Genomic DNA, 25098 nt, shown 5'->3' with positions numbered 1-25098 from the left:
GGCCACGCGCCTGCCGTTGGGATGGCGCGGCATCGATCGAGGTCGACGCTTTATGCCCGCCAAATCCGCGCAATAGCTGAACGTCCTGCGAGGATGACAAAGCGCCAACCCACTCGGACGGGCAGGCGCTCTCCCGGCGGCCTTCGACCGGGATTCCCGAGGGGGCCTGCACTCCTCTACACGCGCCGCAGCCGCCGCGCCGGCAGCGCCTCGTCGGCCACCAGCCAGAGCCCCGAGCCGATCACCAGCGCCGCGCCCAGCAGGGCGCCCAGCGTCGGCAGCTCTCCGAAGCCGAAGAAGCCGATGCCCAGCATCCAGACGAATTGCAGGTTCATCAGCGGCGTCGCCACATAGGCCGGGAGCAGCCGCAGCGCCTCGACCGAGACATAGCGCGCGCCGAAGAGGAAAAGCGCGTAGCCCGCGACCCAGAGCCAGTCTGAGACCGGCATCGGCTGCCAGACGACGGGCAGCGCCGCCCCCATCACAAGTGCCAGCGCGAGGTTGGGCCAGAAAACCTGCGCCAGCGGCTTGCGCTCGCGCCGGGCAATGGCGCGCGCGGCCACCATCGAGCCGGTGCCCGATACCGCGGCCAGCAGCGCCCAGAGGTGCCCGGCCCCCAGCCCCGCCCGGCCCTCGGGCATCAGCACGAGGATGCCGCAGGCCCCTGCCCCCAGCGCCAGCCAGGCAGCGGGGCGCACCGGCTCGCCGAGCGCCGGGCCCGAGAGCGCGGCGGCGATGAGCGGCATCAGCCCGATGAAGAGGAAGACATCGGCGAAAGGCAGCAGGCGGAACGCCTGGAAAAAGCCGACGGCAGCGAGCACGGTCAGCAGCGCGCGCAGCGTCATGGTGCCGCGGCTCTGCAGGTTCAGCGCCGTGCGCAGCGACCCCTGCCGCCGTGCCGCGCCGAGCGTGAAGACCAGCACCATCCCGGACGACAGGGCAAAGAACTGCGGCGCCGCGTAGCCTCCGGCGATCAGCTTGGTGATCCCGTCCGCCGCGGCGATCAGCGCGGTGTAAAGCGCCACCAATGCCGCGCCGGTGAGCGCCGCTCTCATGCCCTGCCTGCCCGGGCGAACCCCTCGAAGAAGGCGTCGAAATGCGCGGTCTCGCGCGCCATGAGGTCGAGCAGGTCGAGCACCATCGGCGGCAGCGCCCCCTCCATGCGGCGGCGCATGACCACCCAGTCCGCGCAGCGCCCGCCCTTCATGGCAAAGAGCGCCCGCGACAGCTCGCGCAGCGGCGCGATGCGCGCGCCCGCCCGCTCGAAGCGCATGCCTCCCGGCACCAGCGGCTTGCGGAAGGGTTCCTCGCCCGCCAGAGCCAGGTGCCAGTTGCAGACGAGGAAATCATGATAGCCGTCCTGCAGCGGCGCCTGCGCGTCCTGCCCGACGTGGAAGAGATGCGTCTCGCGGCTCAGCCAGCCGGTCCAGAGCGCCGGCGGCACTGCCCCGGCGTAGCGCAGCGCAATGCAGACCTCGGCCAGCAGGTCGGAATTCTGCTCGAGAAAGGCAAGGTGTCCGGCGAACTGCAGGCTGGTCAGCGCCTCGGGCTCCAGCGCCGGATCGCGGCGGCCGTATTCGCTCAAGTAAAAGACGATATGGGTGAGTTCGTAGGCCGCCTTCTTGTTCGGCAGCGCAAAGGTGCCGGGCCGGGCGCAGAAGCCGCGCAGCCGGTCCTCGAGGCCGGGATCGTCGGGGCCTGACAGGTCGCGCCGCGCCAGCAGCCGCCGCGCCTCCATGCGCTGCAGGTCCGACAGTTCGGCCTCTGGCGCGCCGGACGCCGCGATGCTTTCGGCCATCCGGGCGGCCGTGTCGCCGGGCATGCCGAGATCCTCGAGGTCGAGCACGATGGATAGCAGGAAACGGTAGTACTGCGGGAAGAAGGCCAGCCGCGCCTCGGCGCCGGCGTAGAGCTCCGCATGCGGCAGCAGCGCCTGCGGGCCGATCCAGCCCCGCGCCCTTGTCCCGGTGCATTCGAGGATGTTCAGAAGTTCGGCGTTCTCCTTGAGCCAGAAGACATCCTCCTCGCAGCGTCGGTGCTGCGCGAAACCGGCGATCAGCGCCGCGATGCGGGTCTCGGGGTCGGCGACGCGGGGCGCCGGGCGGAGGGCAACGATATTGGACATGCGGAGGGCCTTTCTGCGCGCGGGAGCGAAGGAACAGGCGGGAGGCGCGGTCTCCGGTGCGGGCTGGCGGGCACGGGATGACGGGCGCCGGAGGACAGGCGGGCACCGTGGCGGCGCCCGCCCGTGCAGCGCGGCGTCAGGCGCCCGAGGTGAAGAGCGCCGTGGCGTCCCCGGCGCCGATCTCCGAGCGCAGCGGCGCGGCGCCCGAGGTGAACAGGCCGACCGCATCGCCCGCGGCTGTCACCGGACCGGCGCCCGAGGTGAAGAGTGCAGCCCCCTCGCCCGTGGCGATCTCGGTCCCGGCGGGCGCAGCCCCGGAGGTGAACATCTCGGCACCTTCCCCGAGCAGTGTTTCGGCTCCGGCGGGCGCCGCGCCCGAGGTGAACATGGCGCAGCCCTCGCCCCCGAACAGGTCGCTTTCGACCCGGGTCTGAGCTTCAACGGTCACGGTTTGCTTGAGTTGAGCAGTCATGGGAGACCTCCCTGGTTGGATTGACACGAGAAACGTGCTTCAGGGTTTCTTGCGATGATTGCTTCAGGCAATATGGTTTCTTGCCAGGGTAGATTTATACCGGACTTCTTCACAGAAACAATGACTTACAATTTGTCACCCTCGGATGACAATCTCGCTTCTTCACAGCGAAATCTTTTCTGGGGATAGTTTCCGCCCGGTCACCCAAAGCCGGGGTTTGACGACGAATCACTGGCCGAAAGTGCCGAATCGCGCGCGATTCCGGACAGCCGGACTTGTCCCTCCGCCGGCTTTGCGCGATAGCTGGCGCAACTTCCGGAGGGCCCCAGATGAAGATCGCCACCTTCAACATCAACGGCATCAAGGCGCGCATCGGCGCGCTGACGGACTGGCTCGACGAAGCCCAGCCCGATGTCGCGCTGCTGCAGGAAATCAAGTCGGTCGACGAGGCCTTCCCGCGCGAGCACTTCGAGGAGCGCGGCTACAACGTCGAGACCCACGGCATGAAGAGCTTCAACGGCGTGGCGATCCTGTCGAAACACCCGCTCGAGGACGTCAGCCGCGGCCTGCCCGGCGACGACAGCGACGAGCAGGCGCGCTGGATAGAGGCCACCGTGGTCGGCGAGAAAGAGGCCGTGCGGCTCTGCGGGCTCTACCTGCCGAACGGCAACCCGGTGGAGTTCGACGCCGAGGGTCAGCCGATCCGGAGCGGCAAATACGGCTACAAGCTGGACTGGATGGACCGGCTGCACGCCCGTGCGCAGCAGCTGCTGGCCGATGAGACCCCCGCCCTGATGGCGGGCGACTACAACATCATTCCGCAGGCCGAGGACGCCGCCAAGCCGCAGGCCTGGGAGAAGGACGCGCTTTACCTGCAGCAGAGCCGCGATGCCTTCCGCCGCATTCTCAACCTCGGCTTCACCGAGGCGTTCCGCGCCCGTGTGCAGGGACCGGGGCATTATTCCTTCTGGGACTACCAGGCGGGCGCCTGGCAGCGGAACAACGGCATCCGCATCGACCACGTGCTGATGACCCCGGCCTGCGCCGACCTGATGACCGATTGCGGCATCGACCGCGACATCCGAGGCCGCGACAAGCCCTCGGACCACGTGCCGGTCTGGGTCGAGCTGGATCTCTGAGCCCGCCGCCCCCGGTTTCGCCCCGAACCATGCCAAGCAAATGGCCCGCGCTTGCACCCGCGCGGCGCCCGTCCTACATCTGAGTAGAACAGTCTGACAGCGGAGTCCGCCCACATGGCAATAGAAGCGACGGAGATCGAACAGCTCATCCGCGCCGCCTTCCCCGAGGCCAAGATCACCATCACCGACCTTGCCGGAGACGGCAATCACTACGCCGCAGAGGTCATCGACGAAAGCTTCCGCGGCCAGAACCGTGTCCAGCAGCAGCGCGCCGTCTACGCCGCGCTAAAGGGCAAGATGGACGGCAACCATGGCGAGCTGCACGCGCTGGCGCTCACCACCAAGGCCCCCGACTAAGACACGCAGAGCAAGACCAGACATCCACGCCGCGCGCCCTGCCAACCCGCCGAGCGGCGCGCGCAGACAGGAGACAGAGATGACGACCGACGCAACCACCCAGATCGAAGAAACGGTGAAGGCGAACGACGTGGTGCTCTTCATGAAGGGCACCAAGACCATGCCGCAATGTGGCTTCTCCAGCCGCGTCGCGGGCGTGCTCAACTACATGGGCGTCGACTATCTCGACGTGAACGTGCTGGCCGATGACGCCATCCGCCAGGGCATCAAGGATTACTCGGACTGGCCGACGATCCCGCAGCTCTACATCAAGGGCGAATTCGTCGGCGGCTGCGACATCGTCACCGAGATGACCCTCTCGGGCGAGCTCGACAGCCTCTTCGAGACCAGCGGCGTGACCTACGACAAGGACGCCGCCGAGAAGATCCGCGAAGCCAACGCCTGATCCGGCTCCCGGATCCGGCCGCGTGACCGCGATCACCATCCGCACGGCGGCGAGTCCTCGGGATTTCGCCGCCGTGCGCGCGCTCTGCCTCGCCTACCGCGAGGATCTGCGCACCCATCACCCCGCCGCCCCGGCGCTGGTGACCCTCTTCTACCCCGACCCCGCCTATACCGAGCTGCTGGACGCACTGCCCGGCAAGCACGATGCCGTGCTGCTGGCGGAGCTGGACGGCGCGCCCGTCGGCTGCGCCATGTCGCAGCGGCTTCCGGACGGCAGCACAGAGATCAAGCGGGTGTTTGTCGATCCGGCGGCACGGGGTCATGGGCTCGCGGCGCGGCTGGTGGAAGAGCTGGCAACCCGCGCCCGCGCCGCGGGCGTGCCGCTGCTGCGGCTCGACACGATGAACACGCTGAGCGCCGCCTGCCATCTCTACATCAAGCTCGGCTTCGCCGAGCGCGGCCCCTACCAGCCCGTGCCCGAGATCGCCCTGCCGCACCTGCGTTTCTTCGAGCGCCGCCGCTGACGCGGCCGGTCAGCCCGGCTGGGTGACCACGATGGCGCCGGTCTCGGTCGCCACCACCGTGTGCTCGTATTGCACCACCGGCGCGCAGGGCTCGCTGAACAGCGTCCAGCCATCCTCGCCCTCACTGGCCCAGAGCCCACCCATCGACAGGAAGGGCTCGACGGTCAGCACCAGCCCCTTGGAGATCCGCCGCCGCTCGCTGCGGGCGGGCCAGGTGGGGATTTCCTCGGGATATTCGTGGAGGGCATGGCCGATGCCGTGGCTGGCAAGATTGCGGATCAGCGTGTAGCCCCGGTCGCCGGCGAAGCGTCCGATGGCATTGCCGATCCCGGCGAGCGGCCGGTCCGCGCCGACCTGCGAGATGCCGATCTGCATCGCCTTGCGTCCATCGCGGCAGAGCCGGTCGAGCGGCGATTTCACCGGGTCGACGCGGAAGGTCGCGCCGGTGTCGGCGAAGATGCCGTTCTTCGAGGCCGAGACATCTATGTTCACCAGATCGCCGCGCTTGATCACCCGCGGGCCGGGGATGCCGTGGGCGATCTCCTCGTTGATGCTGATGCAGGTGGCGCCGGGAAAGCGGTAGCTCGATTCCGGCGCGGACTCGGCGCCCTCGCGCTCGAGCATGCCGCGGCCGATCTCGTCGAGCTCGCGCGTGGTGATGCCCGGCTCGATCGCCTTCGCCATGCCATGCAGCGTATTGGCGACGATGCGGCCGATATCCTTCAGCCCCGCCAGGTCATCCATGTCAGTGATCGTCATCTTCGGCTCTCGGGTCTCGGGTCTCAGGCAGTTCGAACGCGCACAGTACCGGGGACCGGCGGCAATGTCCCCCGCCACATGCGGGCAGCCCGGTTGCATCGGCTGCAAGCCGCAAACGAAAAGGGCGCGCCACCGGCACGCCCTGCGCTTGCGGCCCGTGAGAGGGCTCAGCTGCCGGCTTTGGGGTCTTCGTAGACCCCCTGCTCCTTGAGCGCGTCGATGACTTCTTTCGGCATGTAGGTCTCGTCGTGCTTGGCGAGGATCTCGGTCGCCCGGAACACGCCGTCGACGTAGCGCCCGGTGCCGACCATGCCCTGGTTCTCATCGAAGAGATCGGGCAGCACGCCCTCGAAGACCACCGGCACCGAAGCGCCGCCGTCGGTCACCGAGAAGCTGATCTCGTGGCCCTGCCCGCGCACCAGCGAGCCTGCCTCGACCAGCCCGCCGATGCGGAAGGTCTCGTTCGGCGCGGGCGGCGCCTCGACCACCTGGCTGGGCGAGCGGAAAAAGTTGATCCCGTCGCGCATGGCGTAGCCGATCAGCGCGGTCGAGACGACCAGCGCCACCGCAGCCAGCGCCACGATCTGGATACGCCGCTGCTTCTTCAGCGATTTGAGACCCATCTTCTTCTCCCAAGCACGGATGCCATTCTCCCTATATGGCAATTTATCTGCCCAAGAGAACCGCGCCAAATAAAATTGCGTCATCGCGCCACGCCCCCTGCCTCCACTTGGGGACATTTTCCGGGGTCGCGGGGCAGCGCCCCCGCTCTGTCCGGCACGTCGAGGGCGGCGCCCGCGCGGCGCCCCCAGGGCGGCGTCAGGCGCTTTCGAACGTCAGCGGCCGCTTCAGGAACTGCGTTGCATGCACCGAGACCTTGCGCGGATCGCCGGTGGTCAGGAAGCGGCTCTCCTTGGCCGGGCCGTACATCGCCGGATGGCGCTGCAGGTAGTCGGCCAGCGACTCCGCCACGAGGTTGGCCTGCGAGTAGACTTTCACATCCGGGCCGAGCGCCTCCTGGAAGACCTCCTGCATCAGCGGGTAATGCGTGCAGCCGAGGATCGCCGCCTGCGGCTCGGGCATCTTGCGCTTGAGCGCCTCGACGTGGCTGCGCACCAGCGCCTCGGCGAGGATCATGTCGCCCTCCTCGATGGCATCCACCAGCCCGCCGCAGGCCTGCGCCTCGACGTCGACGCCGATGGCGCGGAACGCCAGCTCGCGCTGGAAGGCGCGGGCGCGGACGGTGGCGGGGGTGGCAAAGAGCGCGACGTGCTGCACCGCGACCTCGCGCGGCGGCGAGTTGTCGCCCCACTGCCGCTCGGTCAGCGCCTCGATCAAGGGCACGAAGACCCCCAGCACCCGCTTGCCCGGCGGCAGGCCGCCCTCCTGCATGCGCCGCAGCGCCGCCGCCGAGGCGGTGTTGCAGGCGAGGATCACCAGGTCGCAGCCGGCGTTCCACAGGGCGTGCACCGCGTCTACGGTCAGCTTGTAGATGTCCTCGGCATCGCGCACGCCGTAGGGCGCATGGGCGCTGTCGGCATAGTAGACAAAGGGCACTTCGGGCAGCCGCTTCGCGACCGCGTCGAGTACCGTAAGCCCGCCGAGCCCGGAATCGAAAACACCAACCGCCATTCTCTGCCCTCCTTGCCGGGGTCTCTGCCCGGTCTTTCGCGCTGGCACCGCGAGCGACTCACGCCGCGGAAGCCTTGGGCAAAGGTCTTACGGCGCTTTGCTTTGGAGGTCCATTGCGCCCTGCCGCGGGCTCACGACATCGTTCGCCGCTCTCGGATTGCGGCGAAGAGGCATCTACGAGGCGAGGGCGCTGTCCCCGCACCCCCGGGATATTTCGGTCTAGACGAAGGGGCGAGGCGGCGCTCTTTCCGCCTCGCCCCTGTCGGTCATTCCGCGGCCTGCGCCAGCGGCGCGCCACCGGCGCGGATCACCGCGAGCAACTCCTCGCGGCGCTTGGCGGCGGCGCGCTCGGCGGCTTCCTTCACCGGGCCATATCCGCGGATCTGTAGCGGCAGTTCCGCGAGGGCGACGGTGGCCTCGAGGGTCTCGGGCGTGACCTTGGGCAGCACCTCGTCCATGTCGCGCTCGTACTGCGCGATGAGGGCGCGCTCCATCCTGCGCTCCGCGGTGCGGCCAAAGGGGTCGAGCGCGGTGCCGCGCAGCCACTTCAGCTTCGCCAGCAGGCCGAAGGTCTTCAGCATCGACTCGCCGTAGGTCTTTTTCAGCGGCCGGCCGTCGGAGCCCTCCTTCGAGAGCATCGGCGGCGCGAGGTGGAAGCTCATCTCGAAGCCCGGCTCGAAGGTCTCCTCGGCCTTCTTCCGGGTTTCCAGATGCATGCGGGCCACCTCGTACTCGTCCTTGTAGGCGAGCAGCTTGTGGTAGCCCTTCGCCACCGCCTCGCGCAGGTGCGGGTCGGTGATCGGCTCGACCAGGGCGCGGTATTTCTTTGCCAGACGCTTGCTTTGGTAGACCGCGAGGTGATCGGCGCGGAAGGCGATCTTCTCGTCGAGCGATTTGGGTTTCTCGACCACCTTCGGCGCGCCCAGTGCCGCCGCCTCGGCCGGGTGGATCACCGCCCAGCGCCCGATCTCGAAGGCCCGCAGGTTGCGCTCCACCGCCGCGCCATTGAGGCGGATCGCCTCTTCGATGGCGTCATGCGGCAGCGGCAGCAGCCCCTGCTGCCAGGCGGCGCCGAGAATCATCATGTTGGAGAAGATTGAGTCGCCCATGGTGACCCGCGCCAGTTCGGTCGCATCGAAGATCGCCAGCCGGTCCTGCATCCGCGCCTCCAGCGCCACCCGAAGCTGGTCGAAGGGCAGCGTGAACTCGGTGTCGCGGGTGAACTCGCCGGTGATGATTTCGTGCCCGTTGACCACCGCACCGGTGCGGCCGCGCTTGGTGAGGCCGAGGGTCTTGGCCCCGGCGCTGACCACCAGGTCGCCGCCGATCAGCGCATCGGCCTCGCCGGTCGCCACGCGCACCGCCGAGATGTCCTCGGGGCGGTTCGCCAGCCGCAGGTGGATGTGCACCGCGCCGCCCTTCTGGGCGAGGCCCGCCATCTCCATCATGCCCGCGCCCATGCCGGCGATCTGCGCCGCCTGCGCCAGCACCGCACCGACCGTGACAACCCCGGTGCCGCCGACGCCGGTGATCACCACGTTGTGGGTCTTGTCGATGCTCGGCAGTTGCGGCTGCGGCAGGTGCGGCAGGTCGAGGTCCGTGGTTTCGCCCTTGCGCATCTTCGCACCCTTGAGGGTGACGAAGGAGGGGCAGAAGCCCTTGAGGCAGGAATAATCCTTGTTGCAGCTCGACTGGTCGATGGCGCGCTTGCGGCCCAGCTCGGTCTCGGCGGGCACGATCGACACGCAGTTCGACTGCACGCCGCAATCGCCGCAGCCCTCGCAGACCTCGGTGTTGATGAACACCCGCTTGTCCGGGTCCGGGAAGGTGCCCTTCTTGCGACGGCGGCGTTTTTCAGCCGCGCAGGTCTGGATGTAGAGGATGACCGAAACGCCGCCGATCTGCTCGAAGCGTTTCTGCACGGCCTCCATCTCGGCGCGCTCGAAGGTCTCGATGCCGCCCGGGAAAAGGTCGAAGTTCACCTCCTCCTTTTCGTCGTAGACCACTGCCAGGTGCTCGACGCCCATGGCCTTCAGCTCGCGCGCGATGCGATCCGCGGTCAGCCCGCCCTCGTTGGGCTGGCCGCCAGTCATGGCGACGGCGTCATTGTAGAGGATCTTGTAGGTGATGTTGGTGCCCGCCGCGAGCGCGGCGCGGATCGCCAGCGAACCGGAGTGGTTGTAGGTGCCGTCGCCGAGGTTCTGGAAGACGTGGCTGCGCGTCGAGAAGGGCGCCTCGCCGACCCAGTTCACCCCCTCGCCGCCCATGTGGGTGAAGCCGGTGGTGTTGCGGTCCATCCATTGCACCATGTAGTGGCAGCCGATCCCGGCATAGGCGCGCGAGCCTTCGGGCAGCTTGGTGGACGTGTTGTGCGGGCAGCCCGAGCAGAAATACGGCAGACGCGCCGCGAGGTCGGGGGCGTTGTCGGCCTTGCGCGCTTCGTCGAGCGCGGTCAGCCCGGCCTTGATACCCTCGGTGCCGCGACCCTCCTCGACGAAGATCTCGCCCAGCTTCTGCGCGATCCACACCGGATCAAGCGCGCCGCGGGTGGGAAAGAGCTCTTCGCGGTGCATGCCACCTGCCCCGCCCTTGTACCAGCCGTAGACACGGCGGCCGCGGCGGTCGTCGAAGATCGCCTCCTTGACCTGCACCTCGATCAGCTTGCGCTTCTCCTCGACGATGACGATCAGGTCGAGCCCTTCGGCCCAGTCGTGGAAGCCCTTCATGTCGAGCGGGAAGGTCTGGCCGACCTTGTAGGTGGTGATCCCCAGCCGCTCGGCCTCGGCTTCGTCGATATTGAGCAGCGACATGGCGTGCTGCAAATCGAGCCAGTTCTTGCCCGCCGCGACAAGGCCGATCTTGGCGCCGGGCTTGCCCCAGACGCGCTTGTCCATCTTGTTGGCGCGGGAGAATGCCTCGGCCGCGAAGCGCTTGAAGTCGATGACCCGCGCTTCCTGCAGGTGCGGCGTGTCGCCGAGCCGGATGTTCAGCCCGCCCTCGGGCATGACGAACTCCGGCGTCACCAGCGACATGCGGTCGGGGCGGCCATCGACGACGGCGGTGGCCTCGACCGTGTCCTTCATGGTCTTGAGGCCGACCCAGAGGCCGGAGAAGCGCGACAGGGCAAAGCCGTAGATGCCGTAGTCCAGCACCTCCTGCACGCCGGCAGGCGAGACCACGGGCATATAGGCATCGACCAGCGCCCATTCGGACTGGTGCAGCACCGTCGAGCTTTCGCCGGTGTGGTCGTCGCCCATGGCCATGAGAACGCCGCCATGCTTCGAGGTGCCCGCCATATTGGCGTGGCGCATCACGTCGCCGGACCGGTCGACGCCGGGGCCCTTGCCGTACCAGAGGCCGAAGACCCCGTCGTACTTGCCCTCGCCGCGCAGCTCGGCCTGTTGCGAACCCCAGAGCGCGGTGGCCGCAAGGTCCTCGTTCAGCCCCTCCTGGAAGAGGATGTCGGCCTCGGTCAGCAGCTTGCCGGCGCGGTTCATCTGGATGTCGACGGCGCCCAGCGGCGAGCCGCGGTAGCCGGTCACGTAGCCAGCCGTGTTCAGCCCGGCGGCGCGATCGCGCTCTTTTTGCATCAGCATCAGGCGAACCAGCGCCTGTGTGCCATTCAAAAGGACCGGACTCTTGCTTAAATCGAACCTGTCCTGCAGGGAAATTGCTTGCTTGCTCATGCGCGCCTCCCTTCGCTCATAGTGCTTGCAGCTAAGCCCCATGATAGGTCACACATGCTGACCCGGATAGGGAAATCTTCGTGATTTTCCCACACTCGGCAAAGATGTGTTTCCGTTAATCGTTCCTGTCGTATACAGGGCGCCAAAGTTGAATAAGATGCCGCCATGGATTGGGATAAGCTCAGGATCTTTCACGCTGTCGCAGATGCGGGCAGCCTGACTCACGCGGGAGATGCGCTGCATCTGTCGCAATCCGCCGTGTCGCGACAAATCCGGGCGCTGGAGGAGGCGCTGGATACCACGCTTTTCCACCGCCACGCGCGGGGACTGATTCTCACCGAACAGGGCGAGCTGCTGTTCGACGCCACCGCCTCGATGGTGAAGCGCATCGACAGCGCCACCGCTCGCATCCGCGACAGCGAGGAAGAGGTCTTCGGCGAGCTCAAGGTCACCACGACCCACGGCTTCGGCGTGCTCTGGCTGGCCCCGCGCCTGACCAAGCTCTACGAGAAGTACCCCGACCTGAAGATCGACCTGATGCTGGAAGAGCGCGTGCTCGACCTGCCGATGCGCGAGGCCGACGTGGCCATCCGCATGAAGGAGCCGAGCCAGGCGGACCTGATCCGCAAGCGGCTGATGTCGATCCGCATGCGCATGTACGCCTCCCCCGCCTACCTGGAACAGAACGGGCTTCCCGAGTCGCTCGAGGATCTCGCGTCGCACCGGCTGATCTGCCAGAACCCGAACTCGGCGCAGGTGCTCTCGGGCAAGGCGCTGGTGCAGAAGCTGCTCACCTATGACATCCGCACGGGTCTGACGGTGAACAACTACTTCGGGGTGCTGCAGGCAGTGATCGCCAATCTCGGCATCGGCGTGCTGCCCGACTACATCATAGAGGATTTCCCGCATGTGGTGCGGGTGCTGCCCGACGTCGAGAGCAACGAGGTGCCCGTGTTCCTCGCCTACCCGGAAGAATTGCGTCATTCCAAGAGGGTAACGGCCTTCCGCGACTTCGTGCAGGACGAGATCTTCGCGCACCGGCGGCAGCTCAAGGCGATGGGCGCCGACTGACGACGCCCAAAAATCGGGCGCCATGCAAACAGTGCATGGCAGCAATGACCGATTGAGGCCATTTCTTCCCTTGATCGACTCAAGACTGATCACATATTCAGCACACGAAGCTTGAAGCGCCCTAGTGCGCGTCATCTTCAACCTCCCTGTTGGACTTCGGCCGAGCTTTGTGCTCGGCCTTTTTTTTGCCGACTCGCAAGAGCTTGCTTTGGTGCGTCCGCCCTGTGCGCTACCCTTCCCCAAGGTGAAGGAGGGCAAGATGGCAGCGGACGAGATTTCCCCGGGCAACGCGGCGCAGCAGACATTCTGGACCGAGGGCCCCGGCCTAAACTGGGTCGCCCTGCGCGAAGAACTCGACACGTTGCATTCGCATATCTCCGAACAGGTGCTTGCCCGCGCCGCGGCGCAGCCCGGCGAGCGGGTCATCGATCTCGGCTGCGGCGCCGGCGCGACGACCCTTGCCCTGGCAGAGGCGGTGGCGCCCGAAGGCCATGTGACCGGCATCGACGTTTCCACATCGCTGCTCGAGGTGGCCCGCACCCGCGCCGAAGCGCTGGACGGCATCCGCCCCGAGTTCATCCACACCGACGCGCAACTCTGGCGACCGGAGTCGCCGGTGGACCTGTGCCTGTCGCGCATGGGGGTGATGTTCTTCGACGACCCCGACGCGGCCTTCGCCAATATCCTGCACTTCCTGAAGCCCGGCGGGCGGCTCGCCTTCATCTGCTGGCGCGCGATCGAGGAGAACCCGTGGTTCGACCTGCCGATGAAAGCGGCGGTGCATCATCTCGGCCCGCCCGCCCCCGGCGATCCCGACGCCCCCGGGCCCATGGCCTTCCGCGACCCCGAGCGGGTGCGCGGCATCCTGTCCCGCGCGGGGTTTTCCGACATTGCCATAGAGACGGTCGAGACCGAGCTGCGCCTGCCACAGGGCATGAAGGCCGCAGACCTTGCCACCCGCATCGGCCCCGCGGTGCGCCACATGCGCGACAAGGGCGCCACCGAGGCGCAGGCACAGGCCATTCAAAATGACATTCACGCGGCCTTTGCGCCCTATGAAACTGTCGAAGGGGCCAAAGTGCCCGCAAGAATGAACCTTGTGACGGCTCAGAGGCCCTGACCCCTCTTCCCCCTTTGCCGCCCTTGCCTTAAAGAGCGCACCAACCACGCTAAGGGGAGTCAGGATGCAGGAACCGTCCATCACCGAAGAGCTCATCGCCGCCCACGGGATCAGTCCCGACGAATACGAGCGGATCCTGCAGATCATCGGCCGCGAGCCGACGTTCACCGAGCTGGGGATCTTCTCGGCCATGTGGAACGAGCACTGCTCCTACAAGAGCTCGAAGATCCACCTGCGCAAGCTGCCGACCAAGGGCCCGCAGGTCATCTGCGGCCCGGGCGAGAACGCTGGCGTCGTCGACATCGGCGATGGCCAGGCGGTCATCTTCAAGATGGAAAGCCACAACCACCCGTCGTACATCGAGCCCTACCAGGGCGCGGCGACAGGCGTGGGCGGCATCCTGCGCGACGTCTTCACCATGGGCGCGCGGCCCGTCGCGGCGATGAACGCGCTGTCCTTCGGTGAGAAGGACCACCAGAAGACCCGCCAGCTTGTGCACGGCGTGGTCGAGGGTGTCGGCGGCTACGGCAACTGCTTCGGCGTGCCGACCGTCGGCGGCGAAGTGCGCTTCCACCCGGCCTATAATGGCAACTGCCTGGTCAACGCCTTCGCGGCGGGCCTGGCGGACACCGACAGCATCTTCTACTCCGCCGCCTCCGGCGTTGGCCGCCCGGTGGTCTACCTCGGCGCCAAGACCGGCCGCGACGGCGTCGGCGGCGCGACCATGGCCTCGGCGGAATTCGACGAGACCATCGAGGAAAAGCGCCCCACCGTTCAGGTCGGCGACCCGTTCACCGAGAAGCGCCTCATGGAGGCCACGCTCGAGCTGATGCAGACCGGCGCGGTGATCTCGATCCAGGACATGGGCGCCGCGGGCCTGACCTGCTCGGCCGTGGAGATGGGCGACAAGGGCAACCTCGGCGTGCGCCTCGACCTCGAGAAGGTGCCGGTCCGCGAAGAGAACATGACCGCCTACGAGATGATGCTCTCGGAGAGCCAGGAGCGCATGCTCATGGTGCTCGACCCCGCCAAGGAAGCCGAGGCCAAGGCCGTCTTCGACAAGTGGGACCTCGACTTCGCCATCGTCGGCGAGACCATCGCCGAGGACCGCTTCCTCATCGTGCTGAACGGTGACGTGAAGGCCGACCTGCCGCTCAAGGCGCTCTCGGGCACCGCGCCCGAGTATGACCGTCCCTGGGTCCCCACCCCCGCCGCCGAGCCGCTGGCCGAGGTGCCGGGCATCGATCCGATCGACGGGCTGAAGGCGCTGATCTCCTCGCCGAACTACTGCTCGCGCGAATGGGTCTACGAGCAGTACGACAGCCAGGTGATGGCTGACACCGTGCGCATCCCCGGCTTCGGCGCCGGCGTGATCCGCGTGCATGGCACCGACAAGAAGTTGGCCTTCACCTCGGACGTGACGCCGCGCTACGTGCGCGCCAACCCGGTCGAGGGCGGCAAGCAGGCGGTGGCGGAAGCCTACCGCAACCTCGTCTCCGTCGGCGCCCGCCCGCTGGCGACCACCGACAACATGAACTTCGGCAACCCCGAGAAGCCCGAGATCATGGGGCAGTTCGTCGGCGCCATCGACGGCATCGGCGCGGCCTGCCTCGCGCTCGACACGCCGATCGTTTCGGGCAACGTCTCGCTCTACAACGAGACCGACGGCGAGCCGATCCTGCCGACGCCGACCATCGGGGCCGTCGGCCTGATCGCCGCCGGCGAAGAGCCGATCCTCGGCTACGCCCGCGAAGGCCATGTGGCGCTGCTGGTCGGGGACACCGCCGGCCACCTCGGCCAGTCCGCCCTGCTTGCAGAGGTGTTCAACCGCGAGGAAGGCGACGCCCCGTCGGTCGACCTCGAGGCGGAGCGCCGCAACGGTGAGTTCATCCTCGCCAACCGCGACTGGATCCGCAGCTGCACCGACCTGTCGGACGGTGGGCTTGCCATGGCCGCCTTCGAGATGGCCGAGGCCTCGGGCGTCGGCGTGCACATCGACGCGGCGGACACGCCGACCCTCTTCGGCGAAGACCAGGGCCGCTACCTGATCGCCTGCAACTTCGACGCGGCCGAAGCGCTGATGATCGCGGCCTCCGCCGCGGGTGTCACGCTGACCACCGTCGGCAAGTTCACCGGCGACACGGTCCGCCTCGGGGGCAGCGAAGCGCCGCTCTCCGAGCTCGCAGCCGCCTACCGCGGCAGCTTCGCCGAATATTTCGGCTGAGTCGTCCGGGCCCGCTTCGGCGGAGCCCGGCTCGTCTCGGGCCTTCGACAAGCGTGTTTCCGCCGAGAAAACGCCGCCTCCCTGCCGGGACGCGGCGTTTTTCCTTCCCCAGCGTCATGCTGACACAAATCCGCCTCCGCGCGACCGCGCCGCGGCCTTGTCTGTCAGCATCAATGTCCTAAATTATTTCAAACTACCGATAAGGGCGCGCGCCACCACTCACACAACTTTAAGAAGCGCCCAGCCAAGCCACCCGAAGACCCAGCATTCCGAGTACAACAAATATCATGAACAATTGGGACGACCTTCGGTTTCTCGTCGCACTTTCCAAGACCGGCACCATGACCGCCGCGGCCAAGCTCCTCGGCACCAACACCGCGACCGTCTCCCGCAGGATCGAACGCCTCTCCGAAACGCTCGGCGTCCCGGCCTTCGTCAAGACCGCCGACGGCTGGCGCCCCTCCGAGGCGGTGCGTGAGCTGATCAACGTCGCCCAGAACTTCGATGGCCAGCTCAAGTCGACGCTGAACAACCAGGGCGTCGGGCTCGACGTCGAAACGGTGTCGCTCAGCTTGGGCGCCTCGCCGATCATCACCTCTCTGGTCCTCTTTCCGGGCCTCGGGCCGCAGGCCGAGATGCTGCCCGGCGTGCAGTTGACGGTCACCGAGCGGCGCGAACGCGAGGGGCTCGGCGAGAACGATCTGGTGGTCCAGTTCGGACGCCCCGATCAGGGCCGCATCGTCGCGCGCAAGGCCGGCGACATGAGCTTCCGCCCCTACCGTTTCCGCGACACCGACCCGCAGGGCGACTGGATCGGTCTGAACACCACGCCGGGTCGCTCACGCGTTCTGCGCCAGGCCTACGAGCTGTTCGGCAAGGAGCCGAAGATCAAGGTCGACAACTTCATCGCCCTGCACCGGCTCATGCAGACCACCCGGATGTCCGGCCCCTTGCCGGATATTTTGGCACGTCAGTCACCCGAGTTCGTGCCGATTCAGCCAGAAGCGGCCGCCATCACCCTGGAGTGTTGGCTCTTCTATCACGAGAGTCGCCGCACGGATTCCGGAATGCGTCGCGCTGTGGACTGGATTATCAAGTGTTTCGAGGACCTTGACAGCGAACCTGCCGGCCGCTCGGAATACATCTAACAATGTTTACGCAAAGTTAGCGTTGAACATTTCCCTCTTGGTTTTGTGATGACCAAGTGTAACATTGGCGACATGTATTCAACCGGGCCATTCGATTCCGGAGTAACGAGCAGGATTATGTTCAGCCTAATACCCACCATTCAATGCGCTTTGCGGCTGTCATTTGCCATCTTGCTCGGACACACCGTCGCGCTGGAGATATTCACCAGCGACCCCACGCTCACCGGCGCCTTCGCCGTGCGCCTGCCCGAGTTCGGAACCTCTATCATCTGCGTCGTGCTGGCCTCGATCAGCATCTGGCTGATCCTCGGGATCGGCACGCGCACGGTCGCCTTGGCCGGCGCTGCGATCTACCTCGCGCATGAGGCCCTCGTGCCCGGCTTCAACCTCTTTGACCTGCAGGCGGCCCAGAGCTGCCTGCTTGTCGCATCCCTCGCCCTTCCGCTCGTCATTTTCGGCGGAGGACGTTTCAGCGTGATCGCTGTACAGACCCCGGAACCTGTCTAACTCCGGACCACCACTCACGAAGACAAGAAAAGCGGCCCCGCGGGGCCGCTTTTTTCTTTCCGCACCCGCCGGGTCTCAGAGCCCGTAGAGCGCGCCGAATTTCGCCTCGAGATACTCCAGAAGCGGCGCCTCGGACGACGCGAAGCCGCAAGCCCGCTCGATCACGTCGCGCGGGGCGTAGAGCCCGCCATGCCGCTGCACGCGCTCGCGCAGCCAGCCGGTCGCCGCAGACAGGTCGCCCTCGGCCATCTGCGCGTCGAGGTCCGGCACCGCCTGCCGCAGCGCCTTGTGCAGGCAGCCGGCGTAGACATTGCCGAGGCTGTAGGTCGGGAAGTAGCCGAAGAGACCCGCCGACCAGTGCACGTCCTGCAGCACCCCGTCCGACGCCTTGTCGACCGCAAAGCCGAAGTCCGCGGCGAAGCGCTCGTTCCAGGCCGCCTCGAGATCGTCGACCGCCAGTTCGCCCGAGATCAGCGCCCGCTCGAGATCGAAGCGCAGCAGCACATGCAGGTTGTACTGCACCTCGTCGGACTCGGTACGGATGTAATTGTTCTGCACCGAGTTGACGCTGGCGTAGAACTCCTCGGCGCTCAGCCCCAGGTCGCCGAACTCCGCCTGCATCTGGCCATGCAGCCAACCGGTGAAGGCGCGGGAGCGCCCGAGCTGGTTCTCGTAGATGCGGCTCTGGCTCTCGTGCAAGCCCATCGACACGCCTTCGCCCAGCGGGGTGAAGCGGTAGCCGGGGGCGATGGCCTGCTCGTAGGCGGCGTGGCCGGTCTCGTGGATGATCGAGTAGACGCAGTTGAACGGGTCGAGCGGGTTGGTCCGCGTGGTGATCCGCACGTCGTCGCCGCTGCCCGAGCTGAACGGATGCACGGCCTTGTCGACCCGACCGCGCGCCATGTCGTAGCCGAAGACCTCGGCCAGCTTGCGCGCCAGCTCCATCTGCTTCGCATCGTCGAAGGTGCCCGAAAGCGGCTTCGGCGCGGGCCGCTCGAGGATCGCCTGCCGCAGGTCCACGAGGCGCGGGCGCAGCGCGCCGAACATCTCGGAAAGCTGCTGCGCCGTGGCGCCGGGCTCGTAGTCGTCGAGCAGCGCGTCGTAGACGTCGCCGCCACCCGCAAGCGCGGCGCCCTCCTCGCGCTTCAGCGCAACCACGTCCTTCAGCACCGGCGCGAAGGCGGCGAAATTGTCGTCGGCGCGGGCCTCGGCCCAGACCCGGTGTGCCCGGCTGGTCAGCCGCGCCAGATCCGCCGCCAGCTTGCCCGGCACGCGGCCCGCGCGGGTGAAGCTGCGCTGGATGTGCCGAAGCTGCGCCTGCCCGACCTCGTCAAGCGTGGCGGCGTCGATCGCCGCCAGCCACTCGCCGACGCGCGGATCGGTGCGCCGCGCGTGCAGCACGCCTTCCAGCGCCGCCATCTCCTCGGAACGCTGGTCCGCCGCACCATGCGGCATGGTGGTTTCCTGGTCCCAGCCAAGCCGGCCCGCCACCTGCGCCAGCGCGCCGGTCTCGCGCTGGAACGCCATCAGATCATCATATGCACTCATCTCAGCGGGCCTCGCGGATCGACTGGGTTTTCGGGAACTGCGCGCCGAAACGGGCGCGCAGGATCAGCACCCAGAGCACCACGGCCCCGAGCTGGTGGGTGATGGCGATATGCCAGGGTGCGACGTAGAGCACCGTTGTGATGCCCAGCACCACCTGCACGCAGAGCATCGCCATGACCGCGTTGAAGCGGAAGCGGGTGTCGGCGTTCGCGGACTTGCGGCCGCGCAGCCAGACCACCACACCGAAGACGAAGAGCAGGTAGCCCACCATCCGGTGCATGAACTGCACGAGCCCCGGGTCCTCGAAGAAGTTGCGCCAGAGCGGCACCAGGTCGAAGGGCTGCGGCGGGAAGAAGCCGCCCGCCATCAGCGGCCAGTCCGTGAACGACCGGCCCGCGTCGATGCCCGCCACCAGCGCGCCCAGCAGGATCTGCACGAAGGCAAGGTGCAGCAGGCCGGTGGACATCGAGAAGAGCTTCGGCTCGCGCAGGCGCCGCGCCTGCATCAGGTCGCGCTCCTGCCGGCCCAGCAGGAAGATGTCCCAGGCGATGAAGCCGAGGATGATGAAGGCAAGGCCAAGGTGCGTCGCCAGCCGGTAGGAGGCCACGGCCACCATGTCGCCGACGAGGCCCGAGGACACCATCCACCAGCCCACGGCCCCCTGCAGCCCGCCAAGCGCGCCCAGAAGCAGCAGCCGCCCAGTCCAGCCGCTCGGGATCTGCCGCGCCACGAGGAAGACGAGGAAGCCGAGGGCCCAGACGAGACCGATCACCCGGCCCAACTGCCGGTGGCCCCATTCCCACCAGTAGATGCCCTTGAACTCCGACAGGGTCATGCCCTTGTTGAGCAGCTCGTACTGCGGGATCTGCTGGTAGAGGGTGAATTCCTCCTGCCATTCGGCCTCGCTCAGCGGCGGGATTGCGCCGTGCAGCGGCTTCCACTCGGTGATCGACAGGCCGCTGTCGGTGAGCCGGGTCAGCCCGCCGACGCAGATCATCGCCAGCACCAGCACGAAGAGCAGCATCAGCCAGACCCGGATCGCGCCGCGGGCCCCACCGCGTCCCTTGTCGATCATGCCGCCCGTGGGGGCGGCCTTCGGGGTCTCCGCCCCAACCTCCTCAAAGAGCTTGCGGTTTCCGGCCATGATCTTCTCCTACATCCGTCGCGGCGACGATAGGCGCGCGCCCGCGCCCCATCAAGCCGCCATCAGTCCAGCACAGCGCGGCTCAGCCGCGCTCCTTCCAGCGCACCATCTGGCGCATCACCCCGTGCAGGGTCTTCACGTCTTCGCGGGTCAGCGGCATGCGGCTCCAGAGGTTGCGCAGCGTCAGCTTCATGCTCTCGGCCTTGTGGTCCGGGAAGAAGAACCCGGCCTCGCTCAGCCGCTCCTCGTAATGCTCGGCCAGCTTTTCGACCTCGATACCGCTGGCCCATTCGGCGCCCGCCATCTCGACCCGCTGCGCCTCGATCTGCGTCGAGGCCCGCTGCCATTCGTAGGCGCAAAGCAGCACGCATTGCGCAAGGTTGAGCGAGGGAAACTCGGGGTTCACCGGCACGTTGATCAGCGCATTGGCCACGGCAACGTCGGAGTTCTCCAGCCCGGCGCGCTCGGGGCCGAACATCACCGCGACCTTGCCGCCCTGCGCGATGCGCTGACTGGCTTCCTTCATCGCCTGCTCGGGCGAGTAGACCGGCTTGGTGAGCCCGCGCATCCGCGCCGTGGTGGCAAACACGAGGTCGCAATCCTCGACCGCCTGCGCGGTGGTCTCGACCAGCTGCGCCTCGTCCAGCAGCCGCCCGGCGCCCGAGGCCATGGCCACCGCCGACGGGTTCGGCCAGCCGTCGCGCGGGCTCACCAGACGCATCCGGTCCAGCCCGAAATTCCACATGGCCCGCGATGCGGCCCCGATATTCTCGCCCATCTGCGGCCGCACCAGCACGAACGCTGGCTGCCTCGTCTCGCTCGGCATGACAAACTCCGTAAATCCGGCTTCCGCATAGTCCCGCACGGCCCGAAGAGCAAGAAAGCGACAGCGCCCCGCCCCGATTTGTCGCGCCCCACCGCGAGGCTTGCCGCCCGCGCCCGCCGCTGCCATGAGGGTGCAAAGCCGACAGCGGAGCCGCGATGACCCTCAGAGACGCCCGACCCGAAGATTCCTCCGCCCTCGCCGCCCTGTCGATCGAGGTCTGGCTCGGCACCTACATCCGCCGCGGCGTGAGTGCCGAATTCGCGGACTACGCGCTGGAGACCTTCACCAAGGCGAATTTCGAACGCTGGCTCGCGCTGCCCTCCGAGCGCTTCATCGTCTCGCAGAACGAGGACGGGCTCGACGGCTTCCTGCGTCTCACCCAGGGCGCGCCAGGCCCGCTTCCCGGCTGCTCGGACACCGAGATCGCCACGCTCTACGTCCAGCCCCGCCACAAGGGCCACGGCATCGGGCGCGATCTTCTGCAGGCCGGTCTCGGCGCGGCGCTGGCGCTGGACGCCCCCTCGGTCTGGCTCGCCACCAATTCCGAGAACACGCCCGCCATCGCCTTCTACCGCGCGCAGGGGTTCGAGCAGATCGGCCAGACTCACTTCCGCATCGGCGAGAACGCCTACCCCAACGAGGTCTTCCGCTACGCCTTCCCCCGGCACTGAGCGCCGCGCCGTCTTCTAGGCAGAAATATCCCCGCCGGCGGCCTCCGAAGGATATGCTGCGCGCGTCCCTAGCAAGGAGCGCTGCGCATGAGCTACGACGAAGGCCTCGCCGAGATGGTCCGCGACGACATCGGCTCGCTGCCCGGGCTGAGCGAGAAACGCATGTTCGGCGCGCTGTGCTTCCTGCTCGACGGCAACATGATCTGCGGCGTGCGGGCCGAGGGCGGGCTCTACCGAGTCGGCAAGGCGATGCAGGACGACGCCACCGCGCTCGAGGCCGTCGGCCCCGCGATCATGGGCGGGCGGCGCATGGGCGGCTATGTGGAAGCCGCGCCCGAGGCCATGGCCGATGACGCCACCCGCGCCCGGCTCACCGCGCTGGCCCTGGCCTTCGTCCGCGGCCTGCCACCGAAATGACGCTGCCCCCTTTCGTGCGCTCTAAAGGCACGATATAGGAGCGCAATTCGCAAGTCAGGAGCCGCGCCATGGCCGAAGCAGACCAGCCTCAGCTCTATCTCGTTACCCCGCCGGAGTTCGATCTGTCGAGCTTCCCGGACAAGCTCTCCTCGGTGCTCGATGCCGCCGAGATCGCCTGCATGCGCCTGTCGCTCGCTACGCGCGACGAGGACCGGCTGCTGCGCGCTGCCGACGTGGTGCGCGAGGTGGCGCATCGCTACGACATCGCGCTGGTGATCGACACCCACGTGGTGCTGGCGCAGCGCCTCGGGCTCGACGGGGTGCATCTGACCGACGGCTCGCGCTCGGTGCGCGCCGCGCGCAAAGACCTCGGTCCCGACGCCATCGTCGGCGCCTTCTGCGGCAGCTCGCGCCATGACGGCATGGTCGCCGGCGAGGCGGGGGCGGATTACGTCGCCTTCGGTCCGCTCAGCGGCGAGGCGCTCGGCGACGGCACGCTGGCCGATTTCGAGATGTTCGAATGGTGGTCGCAGATGATCGAGGTGCCGGTGGTGGCCGAAGGTGGGCTGACCCCCGAGCTGGTGGCGAAACTCGCCCCGGTGACCGACTTCCTCAGCATCGGCGAGGAAATCTGGAACACCGAGGATCCCGCCGCGTCCCTGAAATCCCTGATCTCCGCAATGCTCTGAGCTTTCAGCGCGTTACGAACTATTTCTCAGACATCACTTGCGGATGGATGCGCGGACCTGAGCCGCGCTTCCGCCGCCCGCGCCAGCGCCTTGCGGTTGGCGAATTCGGCGACCCGCAGCGGCTCGTGGTAGATTACCTCCACATGCCCCTGTCGGCGCGCGCCCAGCACCCGCAGCAAATGCGGCCCGAGCGCCATATCACCCCACCAGCCATAGAAGGCCGGATCGCTGCCTGCCGGCGCGTGATAGACGACGGTGACCGGCTGGACCTGCAGCTCCTGCTTCAGTCCACCTGACAGGAACGCCTCGAAGAGCGTTGTTTTGAAAGGAAGAACTCGCAGACCATCGGTCGAGGTGCCTTCCGGGAAGAACAGCAGCCTGTCGCCGGCCAGCAGCCGCGCCTCGATCACCTTGGGCTGCGCCTTCGCTTCGCGCCGATCGCGGTTGATGAAAACCGTGCCGGTGAGTTTCGCCAGCAGGCCGATGCCCGGCCAGCCCGCCACCTCGGCCTTCGACACGAAGAGCACGTTGCGCCGCGCGTTGAGCGCGAAGATGTCGAGCCACGAGGAATGGTTGGCGACATAGGCGCCCCGCCCGGCCATCCGCGGCCCCCGTGCCGCGTGGCGCATGCCGAGGATGGTGAAGACAAGACGGCAGACCGCCTGCGTCACCAGCGGCGACCAGACACGCCGACCGCCCCGAAACAGCCGCTCGACCAGCAGCACCGCCAGCTTGACCACGATCCCGCAGACCAGAAGCAGCGCGATCAGCAGCCCGCGCAGGCCGGCCCGCAGACAGTCGGCCCAGTCGAGGGGGATCTGCGGCGGCTCGGCCCCGCGCCAGGTCGGGCCCGCCGGACCGGCCGGACCTGTCGGACCCGAGGGATCGCTCACCCGCGCCCCCGCCGCACCCGCGCCGCGGCCTGCTCGTTCAGCCGCTGCGTGTCCATGACGAGGCAGACGTCGGTGGTGTTGAAGGCATGATCGACAAAGGCCCCCTCGCCGACCATGCCGCCGAGCCGCAAGTAGCCCTTGATCAACGCCGGGGTCTCGACCATGGCACGGCGGCGGTCGATCTCGGCCTCGGGCAGCAGGTCCATCGGCTGGAACACCCGGCTGCGCACGCGCAGCTGCTCGGGCGCGAGATGACGCGCGTGCAGCAGCGACAGCGGATGCGCCAGCGCCTGCACGTCGGTGCCATGGAACGACGCGGTGCCGAAGAGGATCTCGATCCCGTGCGTGGCCACGTAATCGGCCAGCGCCTGCCACATCAGCATCACTCCCGGCCCACCGCGGTAGTCGGGGTGCAGGCAGGACCGCCCGAGCTCCAGCAAGCGGCGCCCGCTGGTGCGCAGCGGCGCAAGGTCATATTCATCTTCGGAGTAGAACTGCCCCGCCGCCGCCGCCTGGTCGTCGCGCAGCAGCCGGTAGACGCCGACCACGGCGCCATCCTGGCGGGAGTCCGTCAGCAGCAGGTGATCAAAGAAGGGATCGAAGCGGTCCCGCTCGAGCCGGTTCTCGTGGTCCACCAGCGCGCCACCACCGCCCAGCTCCGCGACGAAGACCTCGTAACGCAGCCGCTGTGCCGCCACGATCTCGTCCTGCGTGCGCGCCAGCCGCACCGTCAAGTTCCTGTCGTCCAGCGCCATCGCTCCCCTCTGCGTTATGCCGCGGTTCTAATGCGGCGCGGCGCAAAGGAAAACAGCTTTTGCCCGGACCGCCTCGCGAGGGCGGCTTGGCAAGGCTTGGTTAACCATTCGTAAACGACTACGGCGTAACCCTAGGCGTCGAAGACCGGCAGGAGGGTCACCCGCTCGCCATCGAGCACGACCTTGCCCTGCTCCCGAAAGTTGACAGTGACGCGGCCCCCGATGTTGGATTGCACCTGCCCGATCCCCCACTCCGGTTTGTCGGGATGCTGCACCAGCATTCCCGGCTCGAGCAACGCGTTGAGATCGTTCATATCCATTCCCCTTCCACGAGGCCTTGATGCAACAGCCTAACGCCAAACTCGCGACACTGGTAGCCTCGCGACTCTGCCATGACATGGTGAGCCCGGTGGGCGCAATCGCCAATGGGCTCGAGCTTCTGGCGCTCTCGGGCACGGCGCAGGACTCGCCGGAGATGGCCCTGCTTAACGAAAGCTGCCGCGCGGCGCGGGCCCGGATCAGCCTCTTTCGCGTTGCCTTCGGCCACGCCGAGGGCGAGCAGATGATCGGCCCGCCCGAGGCCGGCCGGCTGCTGCGCGACTATTGTCAGGGGGGCCGGCTGAGCTGCGACTGGCGGCGCGAGAGCAGCGCACCCCGTTCCGAGGTGCAACTCGCGCTGCTGGCGGTGCTCTGCTGCGAGAGTGCGCTGCCGATGGGCGGCAAGGTCGAGATCGAAGAGCTGGGCGCGGGCTGGCGGATCACCGGGACCGGCCCGCGCATCGCCCATGACCCGGCGCTCTGGCCCCTGCTCGCGCACCCTGGGAAACTGCCGTCGCTGTCGGGCGCGCAGGTTCATTTCCCGGTTCTGGCGGCACTCTCCGAAGATCGCGGCCGCAGCATTGCCGTGACCGCGGGCGAGGCCGCGGTCACGATCGAGATCAGTTGAG

26 protein-coding genes are annotated in these 25098 nt (G+C 67.6%); 13 read left to right on the top strand and 13 right to left on the bottom strand.

Annotated features, from left to right (window positions below):
• Positions 1 to 176 precede the first annotated feature (176 nt).
• From LC039_RS01255 to LC039_RS01245, 3 genes are all read right to left on the bottom strand, one after another.
• Entirely contained in the window at positions 177 to 1055 is an 879-nt protein-coding gene (locus LC039_RS01255) for a DMT family transporter (RefSeq protein ID WP_226621248.1), read from the bottom strand.
• The gene (locus tag LC039_RS01250; protein ID WP_226621247.1) at positions 1052 to 2125 is read right to left on the bottom strand and encodes a DUF6902 family protein; all 1074 of its coding nucleotides are present in this window, start codon (positions 2123 to 2125) and stop codon (positions 1052 to 1054) included. The genes LC039_RS01255 and LC039_RS01250 overlap by 4 nt, the downstream gene beginning before the upstream one ends.
• A gap of 136 nt (positions 2126 to 2261) precedes the next feature.
• Entirely contained in the window at positions 2262 to 2597 is a 336-nt protein-coding gene (locus LC039_RS01245) for a DUF6749 family protein (RefSeq protein WP_226621246.1), read from the bottom strand.
• A gap of 329 nt (positions 2598 to 2926) precedes the next feature.
• On the opposite strand from LC039_RS01245, the gene xth reads away from it, so the two are divergent.
• The 4 genes from xth to LC039_RS01225 all read left to right on the top strand — a co-directional run bounded on the left by xth (position 2927) and on the right by LC039_RS01225 (position 5061).
• Positions 2927 to 3736, top strand: coding sequence for an exodeoxyribonuclease III (gene xth, locus LC039_RS01240; protein WP_226621245.1), 810 nt, complete (start codon positions 2927 to 2929; stop codon positions 3734 to 3736).
• Positions 3737 to 3850: 114 nt separating this feature from the next.
• The gene (locus LC039_RS01235; protein ID WP_164195384.1) at positions 3851 to 4093 is read left to right on the top strand and encodes a BolA/IbaG family iron-sulfur metabolism protein; all 243 of its coding nucleotides are present in this window, start codon (positions 3851 to 3853) and stop codon (positions 4091 to 4093) included.
• Between the two features lie 79 nt (positions 4094 to 4172).
• Positions 4173 to 4538, top strand: coding sequence for a Grx4 family monothiol glutaredoxin (grxD, locus tag LC039_RS01230; RefSeq protein ID WP_226621244.1), 366 nt, complete (start codon positions 4173 to 4175; stop codon positions 4536 to 4538).
• A 22-nt stretch (positions 4539 to 4560) separates the two neighbouring features.
• Entirely contained in the window at positions 4561 to 5061 is a 501-nt protein-coding gene (locus LC039_RS01225; protein ID WP_226621243.1) for a GNAT family N-acetyltransferase, read from the top strand.
• 9 nt (positions 5062 to 5070) lie between these two features.
• Here LC039_RS01225 and map read toward each other — a convergent pair whose 3' ends face one another.
• From map to LC039_RS01205, 4 genes are all read right to left on the bottom strand, one after another.
• The gene (gene map / locus LC039_RS01220) at positions 5071 to 5820 is read right to left on the bottom strand and encodes a type I methionyl aminopeptidase (RefSeq protein WP_226621242.1); all 750 of its coding nucleotides are present in this window, start codon (positions 5818 to 5820) and stop codon (positions 5071 to 5073) included.
• Positions 5821 to 5987: 167 nt separating this feature from the next.
• A complete protein-coding gene (ccmE, locus tag LC039_RS01215; protein ID WP_226621241.1) occupies positions 5988 to 6443 on the bottom strand; it encodes a cytochrome c maturation protein CcmE in 456 nt (151 codons plus the stop codon).
• Between the two features lie 196 nt (positions 6444 to 6639).
• Positions 6640 to 7452, bottom strand: a complete 813-nt coding sequence (gene murI, locus LC039_RS01210; RefSeq protein ID WP_226621240.1) for a glutamate racemase — start codon at positions 7450 to 7452, stop codon at positions 6640 to 6642.
• 266 nt (positions 7453 to 7718) lie between these two features.
• A complete protein-coding gene (locus LC039_RS01205) occupies positions 7719 to 11138 on the bottom strand; it encodes an indolepyruvate ferredoxin oxidoreductase family protein (RefSeq protein WP_226621239.1) in 3420 nt (1139 codons plus the stop codon).
• A gap of 165 nt (positions 11139 to 11303) precedes the next feature.
• On the opposite strand from LC039_RS01205, the gene LC039_RS01200 reads away from it, so the two are divergent.
• The 5 genes from LC039_RS01200 (at position 11304) to LC039_RS01180 (ending at position 17208) form a co-directional block, all read left to right on the top strand.
• A complete protein-coding gene (locus tag LC039_RS01200) occupies positions 11304 to 12209 on the top strand; it encodes a LysR family transcriptional regulator (RefSeq protein WP_226621238.1) in 906 nt (301 codons plus the stop codon).
• Positions 12210 to 12468: 259 nt separating this feature from the next.
• Positions 12469 to 13329, top strand: a complete 861-nt coding sequence (locus tag LC039_RS01195) for a class I SAM-dependent methyltransferase (RefSeq protein ID WP_226621237.1) — start codon at positions 12469 to 12471, stop codon at positions 13327 to 13329.
• Between the two features lie 64 nt (positions 13330 to 13393).
• Positions 13394 to 15553 (top strand): phosphoribosylformylglycinamidine synthase subunit PurL, encoded by a 2160-nt coding sequence (gene purL, locus LC039_RS01190; RefSeq protein WP_226621236.1) that lies wholly within the window; start codon positions 13394 to 13396, stop codon positions 15551 to 15553.
• 287 nt (positions 15554 to 15840) lie between these two features.
• Complete coding sequence (locus LC039_RS01185) at positions 15841 to 16701, top strand: LysR family transcriptional regulator (RefSeq protein ID WP_226621235.1); 861 nt, start codon at positions 15841 to 15843, stop codon at positions 16699 to 16701.
• 171 nt (positions 16702 to 16872) lie between these two features.
• The gene (locus tag LC039_RS01180) at positions 16873 to 17208 is read left to right on the top strand and encodes a hypothetical protein (RefSeq protein ID WP_226621234.1); all 336 of its coding nucleotides are present in this window, start codon (positions 16873 to 16875) and stop codon (positions 17206 to 17208) included.
• Between the two features lie 75 nt (positions 17209 to 17283).
• On the opposite strand, the gene LC039_RS01175 is transcribed toward LC039_RS01180, so the two are convergent.
• The 3 genes from LC039_RS01175 to LC039_RS01165 all read right to left on the bottom strand — a co-directional run bounded on the left by LC039_RS01175 (position 17284) and on the right by LC039_RS01165 (position 20726).
• Positions 17284 to 18756: a carboxypeptidase M32 gene (locus tag LC039_RS01175; RefSeq protein WP_226621233.1), complete on the bottom strand. Its 1473-nt coding sequence runs from the start codon at positions 18754 to 18756 to the stop codon at positions 17284 to 17286.
• A 1-nt stretch (position 18757) separates the two neighbouring features.
• The gene (ctaA, locus tag LC039_RS01170; RefSeq protein ID WP_226621232.1) at positions 18758 to 19900 is read right to left on the bottom strand and encodes a heme A synthase; all 1143 of its coding nucleotides are present in this window, start codon (positions 19898 to 19900) and stop codon (positions 18758 to 18760) included.
• An 82-nt stretch (positions 19901 to 19982) separates the two neighbouring features.
• Positions 19983 to 20726: an RNA methyltransferase gene (locus LC039_RS01165; RefSeq protein ID WP_226621231.1), complete on the bottom strand. Its 744-nt coding sequence runs from the start codon at positions 20724 to 20726 to the stop codon at positions 19983 to 19985.
• 155 nt (positions 20727 to 20881) lie between these two features.
• On the opposite strand from LC039_RS01165, the gene LC039_RS01160 reads away from it, so the two are divergent.
• The 3 genes from LC039_RS01160 (at position 20882) to LC039_RS01150 (ending at position 22503) form a co-directional block, all read left to right on the top strand.
• Complete coding sequence (locus LC039_RS01160) at positions 20882 to 21397, top strand: GNAT family N-acetyltransferase (RefSeq protein ID WP_226621230.1); 516 nt, start codon at positions 20882 to 20884, stop codon at positions 21395 to 21397.
• A gap of 87 nt (positions 21398 to 21484) precedes the next feature.
• Entirely contained in the window at positions 21485 to 21814 is a 330-nt protein-coding gene (locus tag LC039_RS01155; protein ID WP_226621229.1) for a TfoX/Sxy family protein, read from the top strand.
• 68 nt (positions 21815 to 21882) lie between these two features.
• Entirely contained in the window at positions 21883 to 22503 is a 621-nt protein-coding gene (locus LC039_RS01150; protein WP_226621228.1) for a thiamine phosphate synthase, read from the top strand.
• A gap of 26 nt (positions 22504 to 22529) precedes the next feature.
• Here LC039_RS01150 and LC039_RS01145 read toward each other — a convergent pair whose 3' ends face one another.
• The 3 genes from LC039_RS01145 to LC039_RS01135 form a co-directional block, all read right to left on the bottom strand.
• Positions 22530 to 23396 (bottom strand): lysophospholipid acyltransferase family protein, encoded by an 867-nt coding sequence (locus LC039_RS01145; protein WP_226621227.1) that lies wholly within the window; start codon positions 23394 to 23396, stop codon positions 22530 to 22532.
• Positions 23393 to 24151, bottom strand: coding sequence for a GNAT family N-acetyltransferase (locus LC039_RS01140; protein ID WP_226621226.1), 759 nt, complete (start codon positions 24149 to 24151; stop codon positions 23393 to 23395). The genes LC039_RS01145 and LC039_RS01140 overlap by 4 nt, the downstream gene beginning before the upstream one ends.
• A 131-nt stretch (positions 24152 to 24282) precedes the next feature.
• The gene (locus LC039_RS01135) at positions 24283 to 24465 is read right to left on the bottom strand and encodes a DUF3553 domain-containing protein (protein WP_226621225.1); all 183 of its coding nucleotides are present in this window, start codon (positions 24463 to 24465) and stop codon (positions 24283 to 24285) included.
• A gap of 26 nt (positions 24466 to 24491) precedes the next feature.
• Between LC039_RS01135 and LC039_RS01130 the strand changes: the two genes are divergently transcribed.
• The gene (locus LC039_RS01130) at positions 24492 to 25097 is read left to right on the top strand and encodes a histidine phosphotransferase family protein (protein ID WP_226621224.1); all 606 of its coding nucleotides are present in this window, start codon (positions 24492 to 24494) and stop codon (positions 25095 to 25097) included.
• The last annotated feature ends 1 nt before the right edge of the window (position 25098 follow it).

Source organism: Alloyangia pacifica, assembly GCF_020524285.1.
Classification (GTDB): Bacteria; Pseudomonadota; Alphaproteobacteria; order Rhodobacterales; family Rhodobacteraceae; genus Salipiger; species Salipiger pacificus_B.
This window is presented reverse-complemented; position numbering and strand designations above follow the sequence as displayed.

Coding starts and splice junctions, on each gene's coding strand:
- LC039_RS01255 (WP_226621248.1), bottom strand. CDS start 1,055: ATGAGAGCGGCGCTCACCGGCGCGGCATTGGTGGCGCTTTACACCGCG.
- LC039_RS01250 (WP_226621247.1), bottom strand. CDS start 2,125: ATGTCCAATATCGTTGCCCTCCGCCCGGCGCCCCGCGTCGCCGACCCC.
- LC039_RS01245 (WP_226621246.1), bottom strand. CDS start 2,597: ATGACTGCTCAACTCAAGCAAACCGTGACCGTTGAAGCTCAGACCCGG.
- xth (WP_226621245.1), top strand. CDS start 2,927: ATGAAGATCGCCACCTTCAACATCAACGGCATCAAGGCGCGCATCGGC.
- LC039_RS01235 (WP_164195384.1), top strand. CDS start 3,851: ATGGCAATAGAAGCGACGGAGATCGAACAGCTCATCCGCGCCGCCTTC.
- grxD (WP_226621244.1), top strand. CDS start 4,173: ATGACGACCGACGCAACCACCCAGATCGAAGAAACGGTGAAGGCGAAC.
- map (WP_226621242.1), bottom strand. CDS start 5,820: ATGACGATCACTGACATGGATGACCTGGCGGGGCTGAAGGATATCGGC.
- ccmE (WP_226621241.1), bottom strand. CDS start 6,443: ATGGGTCTCAAATCGCTGAAGAAGCAGCGGCGTATCCAGATCGTGGCG.
- murI (WP_226621240.1), bottom strand. CDS start 7,452: ATGGCGGTTGGTGTTTTCGATTCCGGGCTCGGCGGGCTTACGGTACTC.
- LC039_RS01205 (WP_226621239.1), bottom strand. CDS start 11,138: ATGAGCAAGCAAGCAATTTCCCTGCAGGACAGGTTCGATTTAAGCAAG.
- LC039_RS01200 (WP_226621238.1), top strand. CDS start 11,304: ATGGATTGGGATAAGCTCAGGATCTTTCACGCTGTCGCAGATGCGGGC.
- LC039_RS01195 (WP_226621237.1), top strand. CDS start 12,469: ATGGCAGCGGACGAGATTTCCCCGGGCAACGCGGCGCAGCAGACATTC.
- purL (WP_226621236.1), top strand. CDS start 13,394: ATGCAGGAACCGTCCATCACCGAAGAGCTCATCGCCGCCCACGGGATC.
- LC039_RS01185 (WP_226621235.1), top strand. CDS start 15,841: ATGAACAATTGGGACGACCTTCGGTTTCTCGTCGCACTTTCCAAGACC.
- LC039_RS01175 (WP_226621233.1), bottom strand. CDS start 18,756: ATGAGTGCATATGATGATCTGATGGCGTTCCAGCGCGAGACCGGCGCG.
- ctaA (WP_226621232.1), bottom strand. CDS start 19,900: ATGGCCGGAAACCGCAAGCTCTTTGAGGAGGTTGGGGCGGAGACCCCG.
- LC039_RS01165 (WP_226621231.1), bottom strand. CDS start 20,726: ATGCCGAGCGAGACGAGGCAGCCAGCGTTCGTGCTGGTGCGGCCGCAG.
- LC039_RS01160 (WP_226621230.1), top strand. CDS start 20,882: ATGACCCTCAGAGACGCCCGACCCGAAGATTCCTCCGCCCTCGCCGCC.
- LC039_RS01155 (WP_226621229.1), top strand. CDS start 21,485: ATGAGCTACGACGAAGGCCTCGCCGAGATGGTCCGCGACGACATCGGC.
- LC039_RS01150 (WP_226621228.1), top strand. CDS start 21,883: ATGGCCGAAGCAGACCAGCCTCAGCTCTATCTCGTTACCCCGCCGGAG.
- LC039_RS01140 (WP_226621226.1), bottom strand. CDS start 24,151: ATGGCGCTGGACGACAGGAACTTGACGGTGCGGCTGGCGCGCACGCAG.
- LC039_RS01135 (WP_226621225.1), bottom strand. CDS start 24,465: ATGAACGATCTCAACGCGTTGCTCGAGCCGGGAATGCTGGTGCAGCAT.
- LC039_RS01130 (WP_226621224.1), top strand. CDS start 24,492: ATGCAACAGCCTAACGCCAAACTCGCGACACTGGTAGCCTCGCGACTC.